The sequence below is a fragment of the Pedobacter sp. MR2016-24 genome, assembly GCF_026239655.1.
In the GTDB taxonomy this organism is placed as follows: Bacteria; Bacteroidota; Bacteroidia; order Sphingobacteriales; family Sphingobacteriaceae; genus Pedobacter.
Window position 1 is genome coordinate 206,080 of sequence record NZ_JAPIVO010000003.1, and the last position, 23,625, is coordinate 229,704.

Sequence of the window (23,625 nt, forward strand, 5' to 3'; positions counted from 1 at the left end):
TTTCGTACTCACCTGCCCTGATAAAACAATGCGGGCTAAAATAGTATAAGTCCTTAGCCAGATGATTCCCAATTCAATTCATTTATAATCACTGTTACCCATTGAAGCGGAGGTTATATAGTGCTTTTTAGCTCATATTCAGTTAAAATACTATTACAAAAAAATTAATCATTGCGGTTAAATTTGAGATAATAAACAAATAACTAAATATAAACTATTATGGGTATACATTTACGAGCAGCCATGCTGTTTGTAATATTTTTGGCTACGCTTTTTTCGGCGTATGCTCAGAATCCTACAACCAGACAAATTACAGGTACGGTTTCAGATGAAAAAGGTACAACACTGCCCGGTGCGGGCATCGCTGTTAAAAATTCAAAAACTGCTGTCTCTACCAGTTATGACGGGAAGTATGTCATCACCATTCCATCGGCCGGCACAACTACACTGGTCTTTTCTTTTATCGGCCTTGCCAAACAGGAGATCATAGTTGGAAACAGGTCTGTGATCAACGTTGTACTCAAAACGATTGCTACAGATCTTACCGACGTAGTGGTTATTGGCTATGGTAATCAAAAAAGAGGAGACGTAAACGGAGCGATTTCTTCTGTTAAAGCAGCGGACATTGCTAATGTTCCACAGGTAAGTATAGATCAGATGCTTCAGGGGAGAGCTTCGGGCTTAACAGTTACACAAAACTCCGGTGCTCCGGGTAGTTCTACTTCGGTGCGGGTACGTGGTGTAACTTCATTGAGTTTGTCTAACGAACCATTATATGTAGTGGATGGCGTGCCGATTTCCGGCGATGCAACCAATCAGGCGACCAGCGGCCGTACCGTTGGCTTATCGCCCAACAACGGGGAGTCTGCAGTGAGCCCGCTTTCGTCAATTAATCCAAGTGATATTGAGTCGATTGATATCCTGAAAGATGCTTCTGCAACGGCAATTTATGGGAGCCGTGCTTCCAATGGTGTAATTATCATTACTACCAAAAGGGGGAAAAATGGTTCTGCACGTGTTACTTATGATGGTTATGCGGCCATGCAGCAACAGGGTAAATTTCTGGATGTGATGGATTTACAACAGTATGCTGTATTGCAGAATGCGCTGGCGGATGTAACTGGTGTGCAACGGCGGGCAGAGTTTGCGGATCCGGCACTTCTTGGAAAAGGAACAGACTGGCAAGATGAAGTATTCAGGAATGCCCTGATGCAAAATCATCAGTTAGGCATTTCTGGAGGTAAAGATGGAACAGATTACTATATGTCAGGCGGTTACCTGAAACAGGACGGAACCATTTTGGGCAGCGATTACAGAAGGTACACTTTCCGGTCAAACGTAAACAGTCAGGTTAAACCCTGGCTGAAAGTCGGCATGTCCATATCCGGCAGCCGTTCAAACGAGAACCAGGGTTTATCCAACAATACCGGGGTGGTATATAACGCATTGCTGAGTGCTCCTGATCAGGCCGTAAGAAATCCTGACGGCTCATTTGCCGGTCCAATCCCCAATTCAAATCAACAGGGAGGACAGATTAATCCGGTGGCCCAGGCATTGGATATTACCAATACGCTAAATCGAAGTAACCTGAACGGTGCATTATACGCGGACCTGTTATTGAGTAAATACTTAACGTTGAGATCTGAGGTAAACGGGGATTTTAACTATTCTGCTGCCAGGATATTTACGCCGACTTACCAATATGGTATCTACGGTAATCAAACGGCGAAATTACAGGAATACGATTCGCATACTACCTATTGGGGATGGAAAGAATATTTGACCTATACCCATACATTTAATAAAAAACACAATGTAACCGCGTTATTAGGTTATGAAGTAAATGAGTCACAATGGGGTGGAAAAGATGCCTCAGTGCAGAATTTTTTAAGTAACGACCTGCAGACCTTAGGTTTGGGAGATCTGAAGACTGCGATTATCGGGGAATATAAAGATAGTCAGGCTTTACAATCTTATTTTGCAAGGGGGATCTATACGTTCAATAACAAATACAGTTTAACGGCGACCATACGTTCAGACCGTTCTTCAAAATTTGCTGATGGAAAGCAGACAGGTTATTTTCCGGCTTTTGCTGTATCGTGGCGTTTATCTGATGAGGCATTCATGGAAGGTTTTAAAGAGGCAGCGAGCGGGATTAAGTTAAGAGTGGGTTATGGACAGGTGGGTAATCAGAATGTTCCCAATTACCAATACGGTTCGGCATTGACTCCTGTGGTTACTGGTCTTGGTACCGGCTTTGCAATTGATAAAGTATCAAATCCTAATTTGAAATGGGAAACTGCGGTGCAGACGAATGTGGGTATAGATTTTTCCCTGTTCAAGGAACGTATCAATGCATCGTTCGATTATTTTGACAAAACTTCCAAAGACTTCCTGTTTCAAAAACCGCTGCCGGCTTATCTGGTTGGACAGACTGCAGCCTATTCCGGAACTGGTGTAATCAGTCCCCCTTACATCAATGGTGGTAAGGTAAGTAATAAGGGTTTTGACTTTACAGTTAATAGCAGGAACCTGACGGGTATTTTCAAATGGAATACCACGGTAATCTTCTCAAAATATAACAATAAGGTGATTTCTCTGGCCGATGGTGTACCATTTATTGACGGAAAGATCAATGTGAGCTTTTTGCAGATGACGGTAACCAGAACCCGTGAAGGCGGTTCTATAGGGGAGTTTTATGGTTATCAGGTTAAGGATATTTTCCGGACTGATCAGCAGCTTCGAAATGCGCCGGTTCAGTTTGGTCGCGCTATAGAAAATACCAGTGCTGGTACCTGGTTAGGTGACATTCAGTACCAGGACATTAATAATGACGGAAAAATTGATGAGTTGGACCAGATCTCCCTTGGAAATCCAAATCCTAAGTTTACTTACGGAATTACCAATAACTTCTCTTTCAAATCCTTCGATCTGTCCATCTTCCTGAATGGATCATATGGCGCTAAGGTGCTCAATGCGTTGAACTACCAGCTGGCAGGTTTATCAGGCCTGTATCAGAATCAACTCGCTTCGTCCATCAATTTTTGGTCGCCCGCCAACCCGGGTTCAAATATTCCTGCACCCAGAGGTGGTGATAACCCCAACCTTAAAAATTCTGATCGTTTTATAGAGTCAGGTTCATTTCTGCGTATACAGAATGTAAACCTGGGTTATAACCTTCCGCTGAGCCTAATCCGCAAAGCAAAGCTGGCGCGACTTAAAGTTTTTGTAAGTGCGCAAAACCTGTATGTGTTTACAAAATACAAAGGTTTGGATCCGGAAGTAGGTAACCAGAATTATAATGTGTTTTTGACTAATGTGGACAGCGGAAGGTATCCGACACCACGTACGCTGACATTTGGTATTAACACAGAATTTTAATTAGAAGCTATAATTATGAAAACATATACTAGATTTTCCATTTTACTTTGTACGCTTGTATTTAGCATGGTAACGGGCTGCAAAAAAGACTTTTTCGACCGGCCTCCTCAAAGTGCAATTACACTTGATAATTTCTATAAAACTGCAGATCAGGTGAGGGCAAGTACCAATATACTCTATAGTGCAGCATGGTTCGGCTGGGTAACAAAAGGAGGTTGGGCGATCACAGAGATGGCCAGTGGAAATGGTCGTTCTTATTCATCCGATGTGGCCAATTTCGGCAACTTCTCTGTAACAGATGGAAATACAGAATTGGCAAATGCATACAATTCCTTATGGATTGTAGTGGCGCAGGCAAATGGAATTATCAATAATTTGCCTGCAAAAGTACCTGAGACTGTAGATAAGGCTGTAGTGAACCATGCTATAGGTGAAGCACGTTTATTTCGCGCACTGGCCTATTTTCATCTGGTCAGACTTTTCGGAAATGTACCGGTTATTGAGAATACATTAGATTATGTAGACAATGTGCAGGTCAATACAAATCCGGTTGCAGATGTATACAAGTTTATTCTGAATGATTTAACCTATGCGGAAGCCAATCTTGCACCACAGATCAGGAATGGAAATTCTGTTGCGCAAGGCCGTGTATCATCCGGCTCTGCATCCGCACTGATGGCCAAAGTATATTTATATATGCAGGATTATGCCAAAGCACGCAGCTATGCAGAAAAGGTGATCAATAGCGGAGAGTTTAAGTTATACGGTGCTGATATTGCAGGGAAAAATTTCAGTGACCTTTTCCTGACCGCTAATAATAACAATGAGGAGTCTGTTATTGCCTTACAATGGGCAGGAGCAGGAGGATATGGTAAAGGTAATCCATTGCAGGCTTCATGGGCGGCCAACACCACAATTACGGGCACAGGGGATGGATATGGCGTATTGGGAGTGACTTTTGATCTGCTTTATGCGTTCCAGCCTGATGATAAAAGATTTAAGCCGACCATTATGGTTACAGGAGCAGTGTATCCCGAAATTAACCAGGCTAAGGGTGGATATACCCATGCTGCGAATCAGGGACAGGGAACAAGTGCTTTCGTTAAAAAATATGTTGTGGGTACACCAGCTGATAATGGCGGGATAGGTTCTGCTCAATCTTCTAATAATAACACTTACATGATGCGGTATGCAGAGGTTTACCTGATCCTTGCGGAGGCCATTGTGGGCGGCGCTACAACAAGTGCTGATCCCGTAGCACTCAATGCCATCAATAAAATCAGAAACAGGGCCGGACTGGGAAATCTGGCAGAAATCAAAAGAGGATATTATACACCGAACAATACACCCGGCAAACCGGGCAATGCTCCTGCACAGTTTTATCGTGATGATATTCTGGAAGAACGCAGACGTGAGTTCGCTTTTGAATTTGATTATTGGTTTGACTTGTGCCGTCTGGATGGTTTCAATACGCTTTCGCATCCTAAAGCTACAATGATTATTAACCAGCAGGACAGGGGGGCGGGTGATAACAGTACGCCATCTAACAGTTATGGGAATGGATATGTGACGATGACAGACAGTAGATTTCTGTTTCCTTATCCAGCTACGGAAGTGGCCGCAAATCCTAAACTGATCCAGCCTCCGGTACCTTATGTTTTTAAATAGAAGATGATGAAAAAAATAAACAGACATTCAACCGTCGCCATGATTTTATTATTTGTGATGGTGGCACTGGCATATACTTCATGTAAAAAAGACAATGAAGGAGCAGCCGGTAATCCGGTAATTACCAAAGTAAGAGTCATTAGTAAGACGGATACCATCAAAGATGTAGATCACAGGATCAACCTCGATTCAAATCTGGTTTACGATGAAACGAGAGTGGTGAGTTTTGACTCTACCGTAGTTGCAGGCCGGCTAAACAATCAGTATGCGATTATTGGTGAAAATCTGCTGACCACATTGTCTGTTTCATTTAACGGCGTGAAGGTCAATTTTAATCCTGCACTGCTGACCGATCACAGCATTATCATTTCCATTCCAAATGATGTGCCTTATGGTGCAGGGCAAAGTAACCAATTAGTGGTAACGACAAAGTTCGGGATGGCCACTTTTGCTTTCCCTATTCTGCAGCCACCACCAACAATCACCACATTCTCACCAGTCGCCGCAGGTGCAGGGGAAATAGTGACCCTTACAGGTACCATCTTTGAGGGGGTAACTGAAGTGAAATTTGATGCTGTTGCTGCTGAAATTGTGGGTACACCTACGAAAACACAAATTCAGGTAAGAGTTCCTGCAGGTATTGTGCAAGCCTATATTTTCGTTACCACTCCTGGTGGAACAAGCAGGTCTGTTGGTTCTTTCGGGTTCAAAGCGGTACTTTATGATGATCAGTTTTCCGCCGGGTGGGGTTCCTATTTTGGATACAACAGTACGCGGAACTACACTAATACAGTAAATGTGAAACGCGGTACCTATGCCATTCAAACGATATACACTGATGCTTATGGTGCCTTACAAATTGGATATAACGGAACTACAATTGATGCAACCAAATTGACGGCTATCAAAATATCTATATATGGCGGTGCTGGCACAGCCGGACAGGCGGTGCAGCTGGTGATCAACGGAAATTACGGTAAAGCTGTCAGACTGGAGCTGAGCGAAGGGAAATATACGGACTATACCATTCCTCTTTCTGATTTAGGATCTCCGTCTGACATTACTGAGTTTGTATTACAAAGCTTAGGTGTTCCTGTGCCTACAACTATTTATGTTGATGATATCGGGTTCATTTAAAAACACGTTAAAAAACAGAGGCAAAAAAGATCTATCGCTGATTAAGGTTATTCTGATTTGCCTCTAATATAGAATTTATGATGAAAAAATATAAATTATTAGCTGTTCTGTTGCTTCTGGTTAATTTCAGCTTTGCTCAGCATATCAATTGGCTTAAGCGCAATGGTGCCTTAAAAGTGGTGGGTGGAAAGATAGTGAACAAACATAATGCTGAACCACAACTGCGTGGCATCAGCATGTCCTGGAGTATATGGAATGGTAAGAAATATTACAATCCCGACGTGGTGAATTGGCTCCGTAGCGACTTTAATATCAGCTTATTACGTGTCTCTATGGCGGTACAGCCAGATGGAGGTTATTTACAATTTCCTGAAGAACAGGAAAAACTGGTGACTGAAACAGTTGATGCCGCTGTAAAAAATGGACTGTATGTGTTGATTGACTGGCATGATCACCATGCTGATGAACATCTGGAGCAATCCAAAGCTTTTTTTACCAGGATGGCTAAACGATATGCAGGCAAGCCCAATATCATTTACGAGATTTTCAACGAACCAGAGAAAATTGAATGGCAGGTGGTTAAAGATTATGCGAAAGCAGTGATTACGGAGATCAGAAAGTACGATCGGGAAAACATAATTGTAGTTGGGAGTCCGCATTGGGATCAGGATATTGACGTTGCGGCCAAAGATCCAATTAAAGGTTTTACCAATATTGCCTATTCGTTTCATTTTTATGCTTCCGACCCCTGGCACCAGGAAGGATTGATGAAGAGAGCTGATGAAGCAATAGCTTTGGGTCTGCCGGTTTTTGTTACGGAATGGGGTGTTGGTGAAGCCAGTGGCGATGGGAAGTTCGACAGGGAGAAAACTGATAAGTGGTTTGCCTGGTTGGAGAGAAATAAATTGAGCTGGGCAAACTGGAACGTGACTGATAAAAAAGAGACTACCGCCTTACTGGAGCCAGGTGCATCCGTGAATGGAAAATGGACGACAGACATGCTTACACCGGCCGGTCAATACATCAGAACACAACTCATCAATGTAAACAGGTGAGGAGGTTTCACCTCCGGCCCCGATCCGGGATTATTGAATAAGCTTAAATAAATATCCTTGTACCGGAAAAGTTCTCTCTGAATTCTTTAGGCGTACAGTGTTTTTTTCTCTTGAATAATCTGTTAAAGTTGGAAATGTTATTGAAACCACAATTGTAGGATATCTCGGCGACGGAATGGGTGGTTTCAATCAGCATGCGTGTGGCGTGGCCCAGACGGATTTCGTTCAGGCTATCCAGAAAGGTGTTTCCAGTACGTTTTTTGATAAACCTGCTAAACGAGACTTCAGTCATGCTCACCAGTTTAGAAAGGTCTTTTAAACTAATTTGTTTATCAAAGTTGGCATTCATGAATTCAAAAGCTTTGTCAATCCTGCGGCTGTTGTAGTTCAGAATTTGTTCATTATTGAAGGTTGCATCCGACAGGATGCGCATACTTTTCGATGTAGATAAGTCGTGCAGGATACTCATCAGTTCCAATACAGAATCAAAACCCTGGAGCTGTTCAATCGCTAAAATCCTTGGATAGAGCCTTTCGATTGTTTCCCTTGGAAATAAGATTCCTCTACCGGAGCGTTCAAACATTTTGCGGATAAAACTGAGCTGATTTCTGCGCAGCAATTTATCATCGAACAGATCCTTGTGCCATTGGATAGTGACCTCTGTGATCTCAGTCTTACAATTATGTGTACTCCAGGCATGGGAAAGGTTAGGACCAACCAATACCAGTTCCATATCCGATATTTCTTCAACATTGTCTCCGACTATTCGTTTTGCTCCCGCTGCGTTTAAGATCAGATTTAACTCAAACTCTTCATGAAAATGCAGCGGAAAATCAAAGTCATTCTTTACTCTGGAAAAGATAGTAAAACAATCATTCTGGGTAAGCGGAGTGATTTCTTTGATAATGTTGTTCATGATTTACCGGTTCTTTGGGCTAAAAAAGCATTGATACAATGTAATGAAATATAAGCGTTTTTTAGGATTTGAAAGGCGAACATAAAGAAAATAGATCCATATTCTATGTCCATTGGCTAAAATAGTATTACTATTTACACAGTAAACGTGATTACATTAGGTAATTCTTATAGGTGATGGTGATTATTTTTGTAAATTTCAGTTGCACAATAGATGATTTCCTGCAATATGCAGCGATGAATGTATAAGTGAAAGGACGCGGAATAGTAAAATAAAATCACCTTAGGAAACGATAACCAAATATGAAGCTACAAACAATAGATGTTCTGATTATTATGCTATATCTGGCAACAATGATTTTTGTTGGTTTTTGGTATCGAAAAAAGGCAAGACAGCATAAAGACAGTTATTTGATGGGTGGTAAATCACTACCCTGGTATAAACTCGGCCTGAGCGATGCCTCTGATATGTTTGATATCAGTGGCACGATGTGGATGGTGGCCTTATGTTTTGTATACGGATTGAAGAGCATCTGGATTCCATGGTTATGGCCTGTGTTCAACCAGGTATTTATGATGATGTTTCTCAGTAAATGGCTGCGCAGGAGTAATGCGAACACAGGAGCAGAGTGGTTGGAAACCCGTTTTGGTAAATTTGGGGCAGGCGTTAAAAGTTCGCAGATCGTGGTAATTGCATTTGCCCTGATCAGTTGTTTTGGTTTTTTAGCTTATGGTTTTATCGGACTGGGCAAATTCATGGAAATTTTTATTCCCTGGGAGATGATCAAAGATTATATTCCCTTTCCTGTTTCGACCAAATACATTCCGCATTTCTATGGAATAGTATTTACGCTGTTCGCTATGTTTTATTCCATTTTGGGTGGTATGCACAGTATTGTTTTGGGTGATATGATCAAATATAGCGTCATGACTGTTGGCTGTGTTGCCATTGCGATCATCGCAATGATTCATCTTCAGGGACATCAGCTGAACGTGCCAAAAGGCTGGGATGACCCTTTTTTCTCCTGGAAGCTTAACCTGGACTGGAGTAAAATCGCTGAAGATGCGAACAGGAAAATTGCTGATGATGGATTTAGTTTATTCGGAATTTTCTTTGGAATGATGTTATTGAAAGGCGTTTTTGCATCATTGGCGGGACCTGCACCTAATTACGATATGCAGAAAATATTAAGTACGCGTAATCCTAAGGAAGCCAGTAAAATGACAGGTTTTGTCAGCATTATCTTATTGCCAATACGTTATTCCATGGTTATTGGCCTGACTGTTCTGGCACTTTTATATTATAACCAGATTTATCTGAAAGGCCCTGACGGCGTTACAGATTTCGAAAGAATCCTGCCGGCCACTATTAACAATTTTATGCCGGTTGGTGTTCTGGGCATTGTACTTACGGGCTTACTGGGCGCCTTTATGGGAACCTTTAGTGGCACCCTGAATGCTGCCCAGGCATATATTATTAATGATATCTACTTAAAATATATTAATCCTGAAGCGACTACGAAAAAGATCATGAATATGAACTATATCGTTGGCGTATCTGTAGTAGCTATTGGTGTGTGTCTTGGTTTTTTCGCCAATAATGTAAATGATATCTTACAGTGGATCGTAGGAGGATTATACGGGGGTTATGTAGCCGCTAACTGCCTGAAATGGTACTGGTGGCGCTTTAACGCAAACGGATTTTTCTGGGGGATGGCAACTGGTATTATTGCTGCACTGCTGATGCCCTATTTTACTTCAGGTTTGCCGCTGTACTGGTGGCCCTTATTATTCCTGCTTTCTCTGATGGGATGTATTGCTGGTACTTATGCTGCCGCACCGACAGCTGTAATGACGCTTAAATCCTTTTACAAGACCGTAAGGCCCTGGGGATTCTGGAAGCCGGTTCACGAGTTGGTCCTGAAAGATGATCCGGGCTTTCAGGCAAATGGAAGATTTAAACTCGATATGTTTAATGTGCTATTGGGGATAGTTGCCCAGCTGTGTTTAACTATTTTGCCGATGTATTTTATATTGAGTATGCACATGCCATTTTTTATTACCATCACCATGCTGATTGTTATAGGATTGATTCTGAAGAGCACATGGTGGAACAAATTAGAAGATTAATAAGTACAACAGATTATTTTATGGTAAATTTTGAAGAACGAAGACAGCAGTTAGATGAATCTCAAAAAATCCTGATAGCGCTGGAAAATAAAAAGGTGGCTCTGGGAAACGGCATATTTGACAGGTACGAGAATCCGGTACTGACAGCTGCCCATACTCCATTGAACTGGAAGTATGATTTTAATCCGCAAACTAATCCGTTTCTACTGGAAAGAATAGGAATTAATGCCACTTTCAATGCAGGTGCAATTAAGTTCAACGGAAAATATATGCTGATTGTGCGGGTAGAGGGAACGGACCGTAAATCTTTTTTTGCAGTTGCTGAAAGTGATAATGGAATTGATAATTTTAAATTCTGGGCGGAGCCTGTACTATTGCCGGAAAACGATGAGCCGGATACCAATGTATATGATATGCGGATTGTTGCTCATGAAGACGGTTGGATGTATGGTTTATTTTGTACAGAAAGAAAAGATCGGAATGCACCCGTTCACGATCAGTCTATGGCTGTGGCACAATGTGGAATTGTCCGGACGAAAGACCTGAAGAACTGGGAACGCCTTGCTGATTTGAAAACGCCATCGCCCCAACAAAGGAATGTGGTCCTGCATCCGGAATTCGTAAATGGAAAGTATGCTTTTTATACGCGTCCACAAGATCAGTTTATTGAAAGCGGGACAGGTGGGGGGATCGGGTTTGGCTTAGCCGGATCGATACGAAACGCTGTTATTGAGCAGGAAACTATTATTGATCATAAACAATACCATACGGTTTACGAAGCTAAAAATGGATTGGGGCCAGAGCCTATTAAAACTGAAAAAGGCTGGTTATTTCTGGCCCATGGTGTAAGAAATACAGCTGCCGGGTTGCGTTATGTACTGTATATGTTTATGACGGATTTGGAGGATCTGACAAAAGTAATTTACAAACCAGCAGGATATTTCCTCGCACCAGAAGGTAAAGAGCGTGTTGGAGATGTTTCCAATGTAGTTTTTAGCAATGGTTGGATTTTAGATCAAGACGGAACAATATTTATCTACTATGCTTCATCCGATACCAGGATGCATGTGGCGACTACTTCTCTGGATATACTGATTGATTACGTCATGCACACCCCTGCAGATGGCTTAAGGTCTGCAACGGCAGTTAAAAGTATTCTGGCTAACATTGAAAACAACAATGAGCGTTCTGCAAATCAGGCTTAAAATGCAAAAAGCCTCAATTTGCATTGAGGCTTTTGTGATCCCGCTGGGATTCGAACCCAGGACCACTACATTAAAAGTGTAATGCTCTACCAGCTGAGCTACGGAATCAATCCTTTTGTTTAAGGAGGTGCAAAGATAGAAATTAAATATTAAGTAGCAAATATTACAGGAAATTATTGAAATCTTTTTTTTATACCTTTTTTGCTGCTAAAACTTATAACCCATATTGGCGATTAATTGTGCGCGCATAAATGGTACTCCATTTATATCCCATGCTTTTTCACGTGTAATATTATTCATCTTAAGCCCTAAATTCCACTTAGGTCTATCATAAAATACACTTGCATCCAGCATGGTGTATGACGGAACAACAAAAACATTGGTGATATCCCAGTAAGATTTACCCACATAATTCGCACCGGCGCCAATACCAGCTCCTTTGGCCACACCTTTGATCAGCTTATAACTTACCCATGTGTTCGCAACATTTTGCGGACTTGTTGCTGTACGGTTACCTTCAGCGCTGGTTGCTCTGATAAATTTGCTGTCATTGTATCCATATCCGGCCAATATGTTTAATCCGGCTATAGGATTTGCAATAACTTCCGCCTCTACTCCTTTACTGCGCTGTGATCCGTCCTGATACGCAAAACCTGTGAGGCCGTTTATCCTGGTTACGTTATCGCGTCTGATCGAATTTGTTACGTAGGTATTGTAATAACTCAACGTTGCGTTCAATTTATGATTCACTACATCTAATTTTACACCGCCTTCCCATTGATTGGCATGTTGAGGTTTAAATCCGGCGATCACGCCATCAGGCTGGGCGATAGGTGCAACATTCTGGAATCCATTCATATAGTTGACAAATAAAGAGACCTTACCTTTTACCGGCTGATAAACCAGACCAAGTTTGTGCGATAATGCGGTCTGATCGTAAATTCCTACGGGAGCAGGTGGTGCATCATTTATTGTGGTACCTTTGCTATCAAAGAAATCTGCTCTCAGGCTTAACATTGCAAACCATCGGTCCGCCAGGCTGATCACATCAGAAAAGTAAGCCGCGTATTGATTCTGTCTGGTTTTGTACAGAAAAGGAGCGCCCATCATCGTATTGATGCGCGGCATTGACAGTGCTTCTGCTGGTTTGTTAATGTTAACAATATCATAGTCTTTAGCAGCGTAAAACTCATATTGCGTATGGAACAGATAGGCGTCCAGACCTGTCACGAAACGGTGTTTTAATCCTGCAGTAGTAAACAGGCCAGTGAAATTCTGCTGGATATTATAAGATTCCAAAGTTCTTGGTCGCTGCATGTTGATGGAACGTCTCAGCGTTGTGTCGGTAAGCCAGTAGGCGTAAACGCTCGTCAGATCGTCCCACTGACTATGGCTGTAAGCTATACTTGTAGCTGACTTCCAGTTTTTTGAAATCTGGTAATCCACGTGACCGTAGAGATTGGTGCTACCTTGTTTAGCCATTGTTTCGTCGGTAGTCAGAGACTGATTGTAATTCAGTTTCAGGTCATTAAAATTCTGTGTGGGAATAGTTCCGAACTGGTGATAAACTGATGCTACGCGGTTTACTTTGTAAAATTCCGCATCTACCAGCACAGCTAATTTTTTATTTACTTTGTAAGAGAGGGAAGGGGTTACTGCGATACTTCTTTCAAATCCGTAATCCTGAAAACTATGCTGATAATGTGCTGCTGCATTGATCCTGAATAATAATGTTTTTTCTTTATTCAGCGGCGTATTGATGTCTGCCGTAAGACGATTCTGGTTCCAGCTGCCAAGACTGTAGTTGATTTCACCTTTTAATGTATCCAATGGTTTTTTCGTCACCTTATTTACCAGTCCGCCATAACTTACGAGACTGGAGCCAAACAGCGTTCCCGCAGGACCTTTTAAAATTTCTATGCGTTCGACATTAATCAGATCAATGCCGGTAAATTGCTGTACGGCTAAACCATTACGCAGGTTCACACCTGTGTAAAAACCTCTGGATCTGATATAAGTAGCACCGTTTGGCGCCGCTGTGGCAATTACTCCGGGAACATTCTTGAAAGCAACTTTAAAATCCGTTGCGCCCTGTTCTTTTAACAGCTCTTTACTGATGATACTGTATACCTGTGGGTTTTCCAGGTTTTTAAGGGGCAGACGTGCGACAGATTCAGATTCTTTATTCGCGTATTTATTGATAAGTCCCGCATTTACCTGCACTTCCAGCAGTTGCTGATGGTCTTCTTTAAGCCTGAAATTGACAGCCAGCTTCTTCGAATTTACGACAATGTTTTTCTCTTCTGTCTGTATTCCGACACATTTGATTCTAAATATATACTTTCCGTACCTGACATCATCAAAGTGATACGCACCATTTTTATCAGTAACAGTAACCATGCTGGTACCATTTAGCTGAACGGTGATATTGGTTGCTGCTTTTGCATCAGAACTGGTAATCAGTCCTGAAATGTCACCATTTTTCTGTGCTATTACATTCGGGACGAAGAACAAAATAAAAAATAATGAGGGTAGAAATATTCTCATAGATGGGTTTAAAGTGGTGTGAAATAGCCGCAATTTATATAATTAGTAGTGGATAGGAGTGATATGGCCAATATTTATTTTTTAAATGAAACATTTCCGGTTCTCTGGTGTTGTCATCAAAATAACCAAATATGATCCTGTTGTCATACCAAAACCAGGTGAAACTCAATCCGTATTCAAATGGAAACTATGTCTCTTTGCTTCGATCATCCTGTTGCAGTTAAGGTTTTTTTTATATGCACTTCTGCACCCCATCTGGATCCACAGATAAAAACATTCCGTAGTGACGAAAATGGCTTTCTATCAATTCCACTGGAGGGGATGGTTAGTGGTAAATGGAAATTGATGCTGGAATGGAATCATGATGGACGGGATTTTTGTATGGAGAAAACTGTGGAGGTACCAGTTGAGCAGGACAAAACTGTTCAGCCAAAAAAATGGCTTTAATCAAACAAACTACTAAAGATACTAGTGAATTCATTGCAATTTTACGGTATGGTTTTTGTACCTTTGAGGAAATTTTTAGACATTAATGAAGATATTTATTACAGGCCTTCCGTTAGAAGTAGGGGAAGATGAATTAACAGCCGTATTTGGTGATTTCGGTCAGGTAAAATCACTTAGAATTATCAAAGATCGCGAAACAGGTCAGAGCCGCGGCTTTGGTTTTGTGGAGATGCCGGTAGATGAAGAAGCGAAAGAGGCGATCAAGAGAATGAATGGTGGTGATTACAATGGTAACCGCATCAAAGTTGCTGAGGCACAGGAAAAACCTAATACTGGTGGTGGAAACGCTGGCGGTGGTGGTTTTAAACGTAACAATAACAACAGAGAAAGAAGTTATTAATCAGCTTTCGCTAATTGATTATTTTCTTTTATCACATAGAGAACCAGGTTTTAATTTTTATTAATGCCTGGCTCTTATCTGATTTGTATGAATAAAAGACATACTCTGTATGCTATTGCGTACGCGCTGGTATTCATCCTTGTTCTTCTTGCACGACTCATGCAGTGGTCACTGCTGAGTGAAATTGCAACACCCTTTATTACCGTAACATTACTACTTTTTTTAAGTACGGTAACACACCTGAAGGGACGTTTTCATCAAAGATTATTTACAGGTTTGGTTCTCGCATTAACAGGTAACACACTTATCCTGATGCAAAACCATCATCCCTCGTATTTCCTGTATGGCTTAATTGCTCTTTTAATTTGTACAGTTTTTTATATCATTGCTTTTTACCTTGATTTTCGTTCTGCGCAGGAGCTGGATAAAAGAGGAGCGAAAATCGCTATTTTCAGCACTGCAATTTTAAGTATTGCCTTTTATCTCTTTCTGAGACCACATCTTGGCGCCTTAAGACTCCCTGTGATTATTTACGTACTGCTAATGGCAATGATGATCATGATGGCTGCCTTCAGAAATCAGCGTGTCAACCCCATCAGTTTCAAGTTAGTCCTTGCCGGAGTATTGTTTTTTGTGCTCTCTGGTGCAATACTAGCCTGCAGCTATTTTGTTAATCCTTTTAAATATGCGGATATCTGTATCATATCCACTTATATGATTGCACAGTATCTCATTATTCTGGGAGGAATCAGGAGAGAACTGTTACGTAAGCTGTCAGACTAATTTTTTTCTCTGTCCAGTATCGTAAACTGCTGCACAAATCTTTCTCCATTGTCGTCAACCAGTGTGAGTGTATGTTTTCCCGGAGCCGGGCTTACACCCAGTTGGTGTTGATGAACAGTAGTAGCGATGTATTCATTGTCGATGTGCCAGTAAATTTTTGCTTCCTGATTCCTATGCGTAGCCGTAAATATTAATTTGCCTCTTTCTCCATTAAATTCCAGGGGAATATAAATTGCTGCGTTATTTTTTGGGTAGATCATATCCATCACAAAATTGGATCCTTCCTGCATACAGCCCGGCTTAAATGGTGGGAGTGACTTGTAGTCTGCATGTTTCACTTTATAATAATGCTCAATAGTGGCTGGTAAGATAAACCAGGACTGATGAATCATCTCTGATGGATTTTCGCAGGCATCAGTGACACGATAGTTTGCAGTGCGATCTAAATGAACGAGCTTATGATAGGGACACAGACCTGTTTTTTCCCCTGCAGGAGAAATCAGTTGCGTAATGCGATCCGTGCAAAATTCTCCGGCCTTATATCCACTTTGCCGGCATACAGCTATTTTTTTTAGTTTATAATTTGGGGTATCGAACCATTTGCCTGAAGGTAAAGCCCGGAAAATATCGAATAATACTGGCGCCGCAACATCGATCCCTGTCAATCCAGGTCTTCCTTCGCCGTCTGCATTACCAACCCAGACACAAACTACATAATCCGGTGTGAGCCCTACTGCCCAGCCATCCCTGAATCCAAAACTCGTTCCTGTTTTCCAGGCTAAGCGCTGCGCAGAGGAGAACTGATCCCACAAACCTTCGTCTCCTGGCCTCATTACTTCTTCCATTGCATTAAAGGTATGCCAGATTGACCCATGGTCAATTAAAGAATATTGTTGCAGGTCTTCTTCAGGGGCGACTGGTTTTTCCTGCTGTATATAAAAAGGGGAATCATAATCGTGCGCATTGTACAGGCCACCATAAGTATTAAAGTGGTTCAGCGTTCTTGCCATTCCCAGATAAGTACGGGCCAGGTCCCACATGGTGACTTCACTACCACCCAGAATAAGAGACAGACCATAGTGATCTGCCGGTTGATTTAATGTCGAAAACCCAAGCTTTTTCAGCTGATCATAAAAACGCTGATATTTATAGAGCTGTAATTCTCTTACTGCGGGGATATTTAATGATCTGCTCAGCGCACGATCGGCTGCAATAGCCCCATCATAACCGAGATCATAATTCTGCGGTGAATAATTGCCTATTTGTGTAGGTACGTCGGGAATCAGGGTAGTGGGAAGAATAAATCCATCATTCAGCATACTTGCATAAAGTATCGGCTTTAGTGTGCTGCCCGGACTTCTCGGGGCTTTAATCATATCGACGTGACTTTCCAGTTCGGCATTTTCGGGCTGATAAATATTCCCTGCATAACTGATCACAGTTCCTTTCCTGACGTCCAGTACCAGCGCTGCAATATTATTAATATCATTGGCCCTATACCGGTTATTGTATCTTTTAAGCAGGCTATTTACTTTTAACTGCAGGACTGCATCTAAAGTAGAGGTAATTCTTGTGGAAGCAATGTGCAGTGATGCACGTTCTGATTTAAATCTGTTTAACAAATGTGGCGCATCCTGAGGAAGTGCACGCGGCTTTCCGGGAACCGGTTCCAGTTTGGACAGGTTTGCGGTTGGCTGATCAATTATTTTGAAAAGTACCAGCTTATCCAACAGATCATTCCTCTTTTTTATTAATCTGTTTATATTCCGTCCCGGATGTACCAGTGCCGGACTGTTAGGAAGAACTGCCAGCGTAGCCATCTCACCCCAGGATAAGGTCTGCGGGCTTCTTCCGAAATATCTCCATGAAGCAGCTTCGAGGCCGACTACATTACTCCCAAAAGGTGCATTGGCGGCATATAATTTCATTATTTCTTTCTTGGATGACCTTAGCTCTAATCTCAAAGCCAGTATCATTTCCAATACCTTTTGCCATACAGTACGATCCTCACGGCGGGATAACCTGATAATCTGCATTGTAAGTGTACTACCACCACTCACGACCCCCTTAGCATTAATGTTTTGCCTCATAGCTCTGCCCATTGCCAAAAGATCAATCCCGGGATGCTGTTCGAACCGTTTATCTTCGAAAGCCATGATGCATTTCACGAACTTGTCCGGCACACTGTCTGCGACAGGAAACCGCCATTGTCCGTCGCGCGCAATAGCAGCACTGAGCAGCATTCCATTATTTGCCTCCACTACAAAAGATGTAGGGGAGACGAATAGTCTGGAGGGTAGTGCAAACAAAAACCAGCAGAAAAGGAGTCCAATAACGATATCTCCTGAATAAGGTTTTATTTTATCACCTGTACCCATTTGCCATTTTGAGTTGCACTGATAGTATTGTTGTACATCGCTTCACATTGCACTGCAGAAAGGTAATATTTACCGATGTAAGAGGCATTGAGTAAAACTTTATAGGTTACGGTTTCGTTCTCACGCAGATTGAAATAGGTAAATACCCGGTCATCTCTGATATCTCTGTAAGTAAAAGGTGAAGAGGCCAGCATACTTTCGTTATCATTCAGCCTGGTATTGATAATCTCCCAGCCAGAAGGGAAAATCTGGGTGAGTGCCATTTGTTCATAGAAGCCCATTTTACCTGGATTTTTGATCGTGACTTCTGCATAAAAATCCAATCCTTGTTTTAAGGTAGACGGGTCTAAAGTTTTACCATTCAATAGCTTATAAGTTACATTGAGATCAAGTATCTCCGGATTGTTTGGCTGGAAGTTATTTTGTCCGGCAGCTGGTTGACCTTCAAGAATTAACCTGGCAAATAAAACAGAATTTCCGGTATTAGTAATTACGGCATTTCTTGTTTTAAACAGCAGAGCGCTACTATTCATAAACTGTTTGCTGTTTACATTACCTTTTTTGCCATCAATAAGGAAAGCATATTTCAATTGATCAGACGAAGAATTTTGTCCGCAGAACTTTGCTATAGCTAATAAATTATACGCTGTAGTTTGCGTGCTATACCATTCGTCCGTACCCATTCTTGCGGCGAGCGACTGCAATAATTGTGCTGCTCGCGCTTTTTGTCCCATTAAGGTCAGTGTTTCCAATATCATTGCTTCATCTCTTACTGCAGAGCCATAAGTTCCGCCAAGCTGGTTATAAGGCTGCACGGTAATATCTAAACCTTTTATTAAGGCCTTTGCTGCAGATCCTTGTCCTGCTAGCTGGTAAGCTGCTGCCAATCTCCATTTTGCGCTTACTGATAAATATTCAAATGCGCGTAAACGATTCATAGCAGCCATTTCCGGTCTCCTTGCCAATGCGAGCACATATAATCTATAGGCCTGTGACAGATCACCTCCGTAAAAATTATTGCTGTTGGGCACCCATGAGCTTGCTTTAACTTTTTGATAACGTAAGACTTCGTCAAGGATACCTACGGGAATACTATAACCTGCATTCTGGGCTTCTACGAGGAAGTGTCCTGCATAATTGGTTCCCCATTCATCCGCTGAAGTTGCACCAGGCCAATAGCCTAAACCTCCCTCAGTAGTTTGGAAAGCCCCCAACCTGTTGATTCCCTTTTTGATATTACTTTCGGTTACTGCTTTTTGCTGAGCCGTCAGTGCAGTTAATTTGTTGAGGAATAACTGAGGAAAAACAGCAGAAGTAGTTTGCTCCACGCATCCATGCGGATACTGAATTAAATATCCCAACCTCTTTTTAAGATTAATTGATGGAATTGAAGACAATTCAATAGCTCCGGTATTTGTGCCCGCAGTGCCGATTGGCTGGAAGGCAGGCGACCAGCTTTGTCCGGGTTCAATCACTGCAGATACCACATTGGTTACATATGGATTAGGGTTTCTGATATCCAGTTCGAGGTCGTACACAGCCTTCTCATTACCACTTTGTGCCACGACCTTAACTTTTGCCACACCAGTGATCTGCGGCGCAGTAACTTCAAAATAGGCCATTTGCTCGCCTGGTTTACTATAAGTCAACTGTCTGACTTTAGTTCCCGTAACCTGTAGATTTTGCGCCTGCAATTGTACAGCTACATTTTTTAACTGCGGTTCTGTAGCAAATATAGTTACCGGCAGTGTAAAGCTTTCGCCCGGTCCGATTACCCTTGGCAATGTAGCCAATACCATTAAAGGCTTTTTAACCTGAACAGATTTCTCCGCAAAGCCATATGCACCATCCTGACCTGCCACAACCATTGCCCTCACGGCACCAATATATTGCGGAAGCTTAAATTTATGAGTCTGACTACCACCTTTACCTAATGCGAAAGGACCCAGATATTTTACAACAGGGGTGAACCTGTTGGCTTTGGCCGGACTTAAGTTACGGTTGGCGCTACCATCACCACCAATACTAAGGATGCGTTCCAGATTGCCGCCCCAGGCACCAAGTACGTAATCGAAAAGATCCCATGTTTTAACACCCAGCCCTTCTCTTGCATAAAATACAGCGTGCGGATCCGGCGTCTTGAACCTCGTCAGATCCAGCAAACCTTCATCTACAAGGGCAATAGTGTAAGTCATGGCCTTACCATTTTGTTCTGAGACGGTTATCGTGCTTTCAGTTTCCGGCTTGATCTTACCGGCCATATTTATTATAGGTTTTAAGATGGTTTCAGGATCTTCAACAATCAGCGGGATGGCACCATACATCCGGATCGGTAAATCATTCACCGTTTGTGCATGCGGCTGCAGGAGGGTAATATTGGCAAATACATTAGGAGCCATATTTTTCTCTGCCTTGAACTTAAACTGCGTCTGACCAGCCTTAGTATCTGTCCAGAATGTTTTTAAGACACGACTTCCGTTTTCTATGGAAATCAACGCTCTGCCATTTTTACCAGTAGGTATAGTCAGCACAATATCTTCGCCTACTTTAAACTTTGTTTTATTTGCAGTGAAAGATAACATAGAGGCTTCAGTAGGGTTGTTTCCCTGTTCGCGCTGAGCCCAGCCCGGCCAATCCACGTAGACAGATTTTCCAGTCACATGCCCGCCATTCTGATCACGAACCAATACCAGGTAACGGCCCCATTCAGGTTCATCAATCCTTAAATTCCATTTACCTTTGCCATTTGTCAATACTACATTTTGTTTACTGACCAGTTTATTGTATTCATTCTGGCTAAAGTTGGCAAAAGAGTTCTCATCATCCTGTTCCCACCACCACCGCCACTGCACTTTGTATAACTCTACTTCGACCGTTTTAGATCCGCCGGCCAGTTTGCCATTTCTGGTTACATTTACAATATCAAACTGGTGATCTTTGCCCGTAACCAGCATTCCGCTTAATTTTTCTCCCTGAGGTGCTTTTATCCCATAATAATTAGTGTAAACATGATAAGGAACAGAAAAATAATCTATACTGAAATTGCCACCAGCTTCAAATACTTTAGTGGTAAAATTAGCTTTGAGCATGCCCGGTGCGGTGGCATTTTCATCAATATTTGTGCTCACCGAAGCGGTACCGTTTTCACTTAAACGTCCTTCAAAAACAGTTTTTACCTGCGATTCAAAATTCACTGTAGGATTGTCAAAACTAAAGCCGTCAAACCCCTTAAAGGCAGTTACCATTGCATTGAGGTTTACATCAACCTTAGCTTTCAGGTTTTTACCTGCAGCACCAAACAGCCAGTTAGCAGAAAGCGTAGCAGGGGCGGAGGTGCCGGAACCCAGTTCCTTTCTGTTTCCTATATCAAAACCGATTTTTAAACGGTTGGGCATAACGGTTTCTATCTTGATCGTTCTTGAAAATGTTGCTCCGCCAGCTTTCACTTTTGCCATCCAGTTCCCCGTGGGTGCTGAAGGATCCGTATTTGTACGAAATGCGTAAAAGCCATTCAGTGGTTTCCCGTTAATGATCTTTTTCACCAGCTGTCCCTGTGGGTTCAGTAATTCTAAAGTAACCGGATATCCTTCAGGCAATTTCCGTAACTTATCTTCCAACATGAAAGATAAAAACAGCGAATCACCCGGTCGCCATACCCCACGTTCACCGTAGATCAATCCTTTCAGTCCATTCTGTACCATGTCGCCACCCACATCGAATCTGCTTAAGGGCAGTGAATTCCCGTCATCCATTTTTAAATATCCGCGTTCTTCACCGTTTTTTGCAATAAGCAGAAAAGGTTTTCTTTTTAAATCGAAGGTAGCCATCCCGTCACCATCTGTTTTGACGCGATGCATTACCTGATGCTGGTAATCCAACAGTTCCAGTTCTATTCCGCTCAGTGCCCTGGTAGTCAATAAATCTGTCGCAACAATGAGCATACTGTTATCATTTCCGCGTTTAGCAACCAGTCCAATATTTGAAACAATCAGATTTCGGCTTGACCATTTATCGTTCGTATAATAAGATGCGGTGCAGGGATTGTCTTTATCATTCCAGCTGTAATTAGGCGGATAATAATTATTGTAGTTCTGCCAAAAGCTGTCGTCTTCATCTATAGCATCTCCGTAACGGTCGCCATACTCCTCGTTTTCCTCATTTGAAGCTTCACCTTCAGTACCTTCGGCACATTTGTATACATTATACTGCTGACGGAAACTAATTGTTACCCTGTACATTGCACCTGGTTCCGTTTTAATCAGCTTATCCAGATCCAGCACAAATCTGTTTTTCTTATGCAGGTCGAGCGACTTATCCTCATCCAGACGAATTGTTTTCTGCACTACCGGCTTACCGACTCTCCTTAAATCATCAGCACCTTTATAATCGTTCGTCTGAAAGAATTGCGGAATATTATTTTCGTATATTTTGATGACTGTCACATCAACCGATTTGAGGTTGATTGCCTCGAATGGCAAAACCAGTCTACCTGAATTTGGCAGAATTGATCCGCTTCCGGCGATTGTCACTGCAGGCAATTTGTTTTCAAAGACAATATTAGCGGTAATGCCAGAACTCAGCGTCTTTTCATTGATATTCGCCACACTTTGATTCACCGTTAACACATAATTGCCCAATAATGCTGCTGTGCTGTACACTTTAACCTGACTACCGTCGATGGTGAAACGAAGGTCTGCAGCATTTCCGAGTGTGATCAGACCGGTTAGATCCTGACCAATACCAACTGGTTCAGAAAACTGGATCAGGGCATAATCTTCCAGATCCTGCACAGCCTTTGTCTGTAATACTTTGAACACGCCATTGGCCGGTACCACTAATTTCTCTTCGCCTTTATTTTTTGCGTCGATCGGGTCACCCGACCATTTCAGATTCAATGTTTCCTCACGCGTGGTCTTTTTGATGCTGTCGATCACAAAACTGGAAAGATTTTTCTGAGGGTTATGCTGCCATTTAATCTTTAGGGACTGTTGGAAATCCAGTTCCAGACATTTTTCAATCTCTTTCGGATCTTCCTCATCAGCAGTGCTGATTTCACCCGACAGTTTCATGTAATTTAAGGAGGTGTTATTTTGAGCTACCAATCCATTCTGCACCAGCATCAAACCGGGATTGATTACCTTAAAACCAAACTCAAATTCTTCCAGTTCTTTTTCTGTCTCAGTGACTTTCGCCAGGTCAAATGTTGCCGTATAATCTTCGCCCGGATCGAGACTTTCATCAGGTCTGAACTCTACCGTTTGTGCATCAATCCAATAAGTTTTGCCAGCTATGGCAGGAGAGAAGCTGAATAAATCCCTGCTGTCCGGTTTACCTATATCGCCCATAGTTTTTACCTGGCTGGTCAGCTGTACCCTGATAAAACTTTTCTTTGAAATTGTGCCGGAAGTGTAGGCTTCTACATATTTGGCATAGGCCTGGTTGTAATCTGCAGGCTTGTTTTTTCTGAAAACAAAAATTGCAGCTATCCCTATAAGGATAACTGCAATTGATCCAGCTATAGCTGGTTTGATATTTTTCTTAGTAAAAATAGAATTTCCCGGGTGCATACGTATCTGATT

13 protein-coding genes and 1 tRNA gene are annotated in these 23,625 nt (G+C 42.1%); 9 read left to right on the plus strand and 5 right to left on the minus strand.

Annotated features, from left to right (window positions below):
• Window positions 1-219: 219 nt before the first annotated feature.
• The 4 genes from OQX62_RS08600 (at window position 220) to OQX62_RS08615 (ending at window position 7,241) form a co-directional block, all read left to right on the plus strand.
• Complete coding sequence (locus tag OQX62_RS08600) at window positions 220-3,381, plus strand: SusC/RagA family TonB-linked outer membrane protein (protein ID WP_265831067.1); 3,162 nt, start codon at window positions 220-222, stop codon at window positions 3,379-3,381.
• Between the two features lie 15 nt (window positions 3,382-3,396).
• Window positions 3,397-5,049 (plus strand): RagB/SusD family nutrient uptake outer membrane protein, encoded by a 1,653-nt coding sequence (locus OQX62_RS08605; protein ID WP_265831068.1) that lies wholly within the window; start codon window positions 3,397-3,399, stop codon window positions 5,047-5,049.
• A gap of 3 nt (window positions 5,050-5,052) precedes the next feature.
• Window positions 5,053-6,186, plus strand: coding sequence for an IPT/TIG domain-containing protein (locus OQX62_RS08610; RefSeq protein WP_265831069.1), 1,134 nt, complete (start codon window positions 5,053-5,055; stop codon window positions 6,184-6,186).
• A gap of 77 nt (window positions 6,187-6,263) precedes the next feature.
• Entirely contained in the window at window positions 6,264-7,241 is a 978-nt protein-coding gene (locus tag OQX62_RS08615) for a glycoside hydrolase family 5 protein (protein WP_265831070.1), read from the plus strand.
• 43 nt (window positions 7,242-7,284) lie between these two features.
• On the opposite strand, the gene OQX62_RS08620 is transcribed toward OQX62_RS08615, so the two are convergent.
• Window positions 7,285-8,157, minus strand: a complete 873-nt coding sequence (locus tag OQX62_RS08620; protein WP_265831071.1) for a helix-turn-helix domain-containing protein — start codon at window positions 8,155-8,157, stop codon at window positions 7,285-7,287.
• Window positions 8,158-8,459: 302 nt separating this feature from the next.
• On the opposite strand from OQX62_RS08620, the gene OQX62_RS08625 reads away from it, so the two are divergent.
• Both OQX62_RS08625 and OQX62_RS08630 read left to right on the plus strand, forming a co-directional pair.
• Window positions 8,460-10,286, plus strand: coding sequence for a sodium:solute symporter family protein (locus OQX62_RS08625; protein WP_265831072.1), 1,827 nt, complete (start codon window positions 8,460-8,462; stop codon window positions 10,284-10,286).
• 20 nt (window positions 10,287-10,306) lie between these two features.
• Entirely contained in the window at window positions 10,307-11,491 is a 1,185-nt protein-coding gene (locus tag OQX62_RS08630) for a glycosidase (protein ID WP_265831073.1), read from the plus strand.
• A 35-nt stretch (window positions 11,492-11,526) separates the two neighbouring features.
• Here the strand turns inward: OQX62_RS08630 and OQX62_RS08635 are convergent.
• Together OQX62_RS08635 and OQX62_RS08640 are read right to left on the minus strand one after the other, a co-directional pair.
• A tRNA-Lys gene (locus tag OQX62_RS08635) sits at window positions 11,527-11,599 on the minus strand.
• A 99-nt stretch (window positions 11,600-11,698) separates the two neighbouring features.
• Window positions 11,699-14,038: a TonB-dependent receptor gene (locus OQX62_RS08640; protein ID WP_265831074.1), complete on the minus strand. Its 2,340-nt coding sequence runs from the start codon at window positions 14,036-14,038 to the stop codon at window positions 11,699-11,701.
• 180 nt (window positions 14,039-14,218) lie between these two features.
• Between OQX62_RS08640 and OQX62_RS08645 the strand changes: the two genes are divergently transcribed.
• From OQX62_RS08645 to OQX62_RS08655, 3 genes are all read left to right on the plus strand, one after another.
• The gene (locus OQX62_RS08645) at window positions 14,219-14,485 is read left to right on the plus strand and encodes a hypothetical protein (protein ID WP_265831075.1); all 267 of its coding nucleotides are present in this window, start codon (window positions 14,219-14,221) and stop codon (window positions 14,483-14,485) included.
• 85 nt (window positions 14,486-14,570) lie between these two features.
• Window positions 14,571-14,885, plus strand: a complete 315-nt coding sequence (locus OQX62_RS08650) for an RNA recognition motif domain-containing protein (protein WP_265831076.1) — start codon at window positions 14,571-14,573, stop codon at window positions 14,883-14,885.
• A gap of 87 nt (window positions 14,886-14,972) precedes the next feature.
• Window positions 14,973-15,668 carry a lysoplasmalogenase gene (locus OQX62_RS08655; protein WP_265831077.1) on the plus strand — a complete coding sequence of 232 codons (696 nt, stop codon included), beginning with the start codon at window positions 14,973-14,975 and terminating at the stop codon, window positions 15,666-15,668.
• Here OQX62_RS08655 and pbpC read toward each other — a convergent pair.
• Window positions 15,665-18,046 carry a penicillin-binding protein 1C gene (pbpC, locus tag OQX62_RS08660; RefSeq protein ID WP_265831078.1) on the minus strand — a complete coding sequence of 794 codons (2,382 nt, stop codon included), beginning with the start codon at window positions 18,044-18,046 and terminating at the stop codon, window positions 15,665-15,667. The two genes, OQX62_RS08655 and pbpC, sit on opposite strands and share 4 nt — an antisense overlap.
• A complete protein-coding gene (locus OQX62_RS08665; protein WP_265831079.1) occupies window positions 18,025-23,613 on the minus strand; it encodes an alpha-2-macroglobulin family protein in 5,589 nt (1,862 codons plus the stop codon). Before OQX62_RS08665 ends, pbpC begins: the two co-directional genes overlap by 22 nt.
• Between the last annotated feature and the right edge of the window lie 12 nt (window positions 23,614-23,625).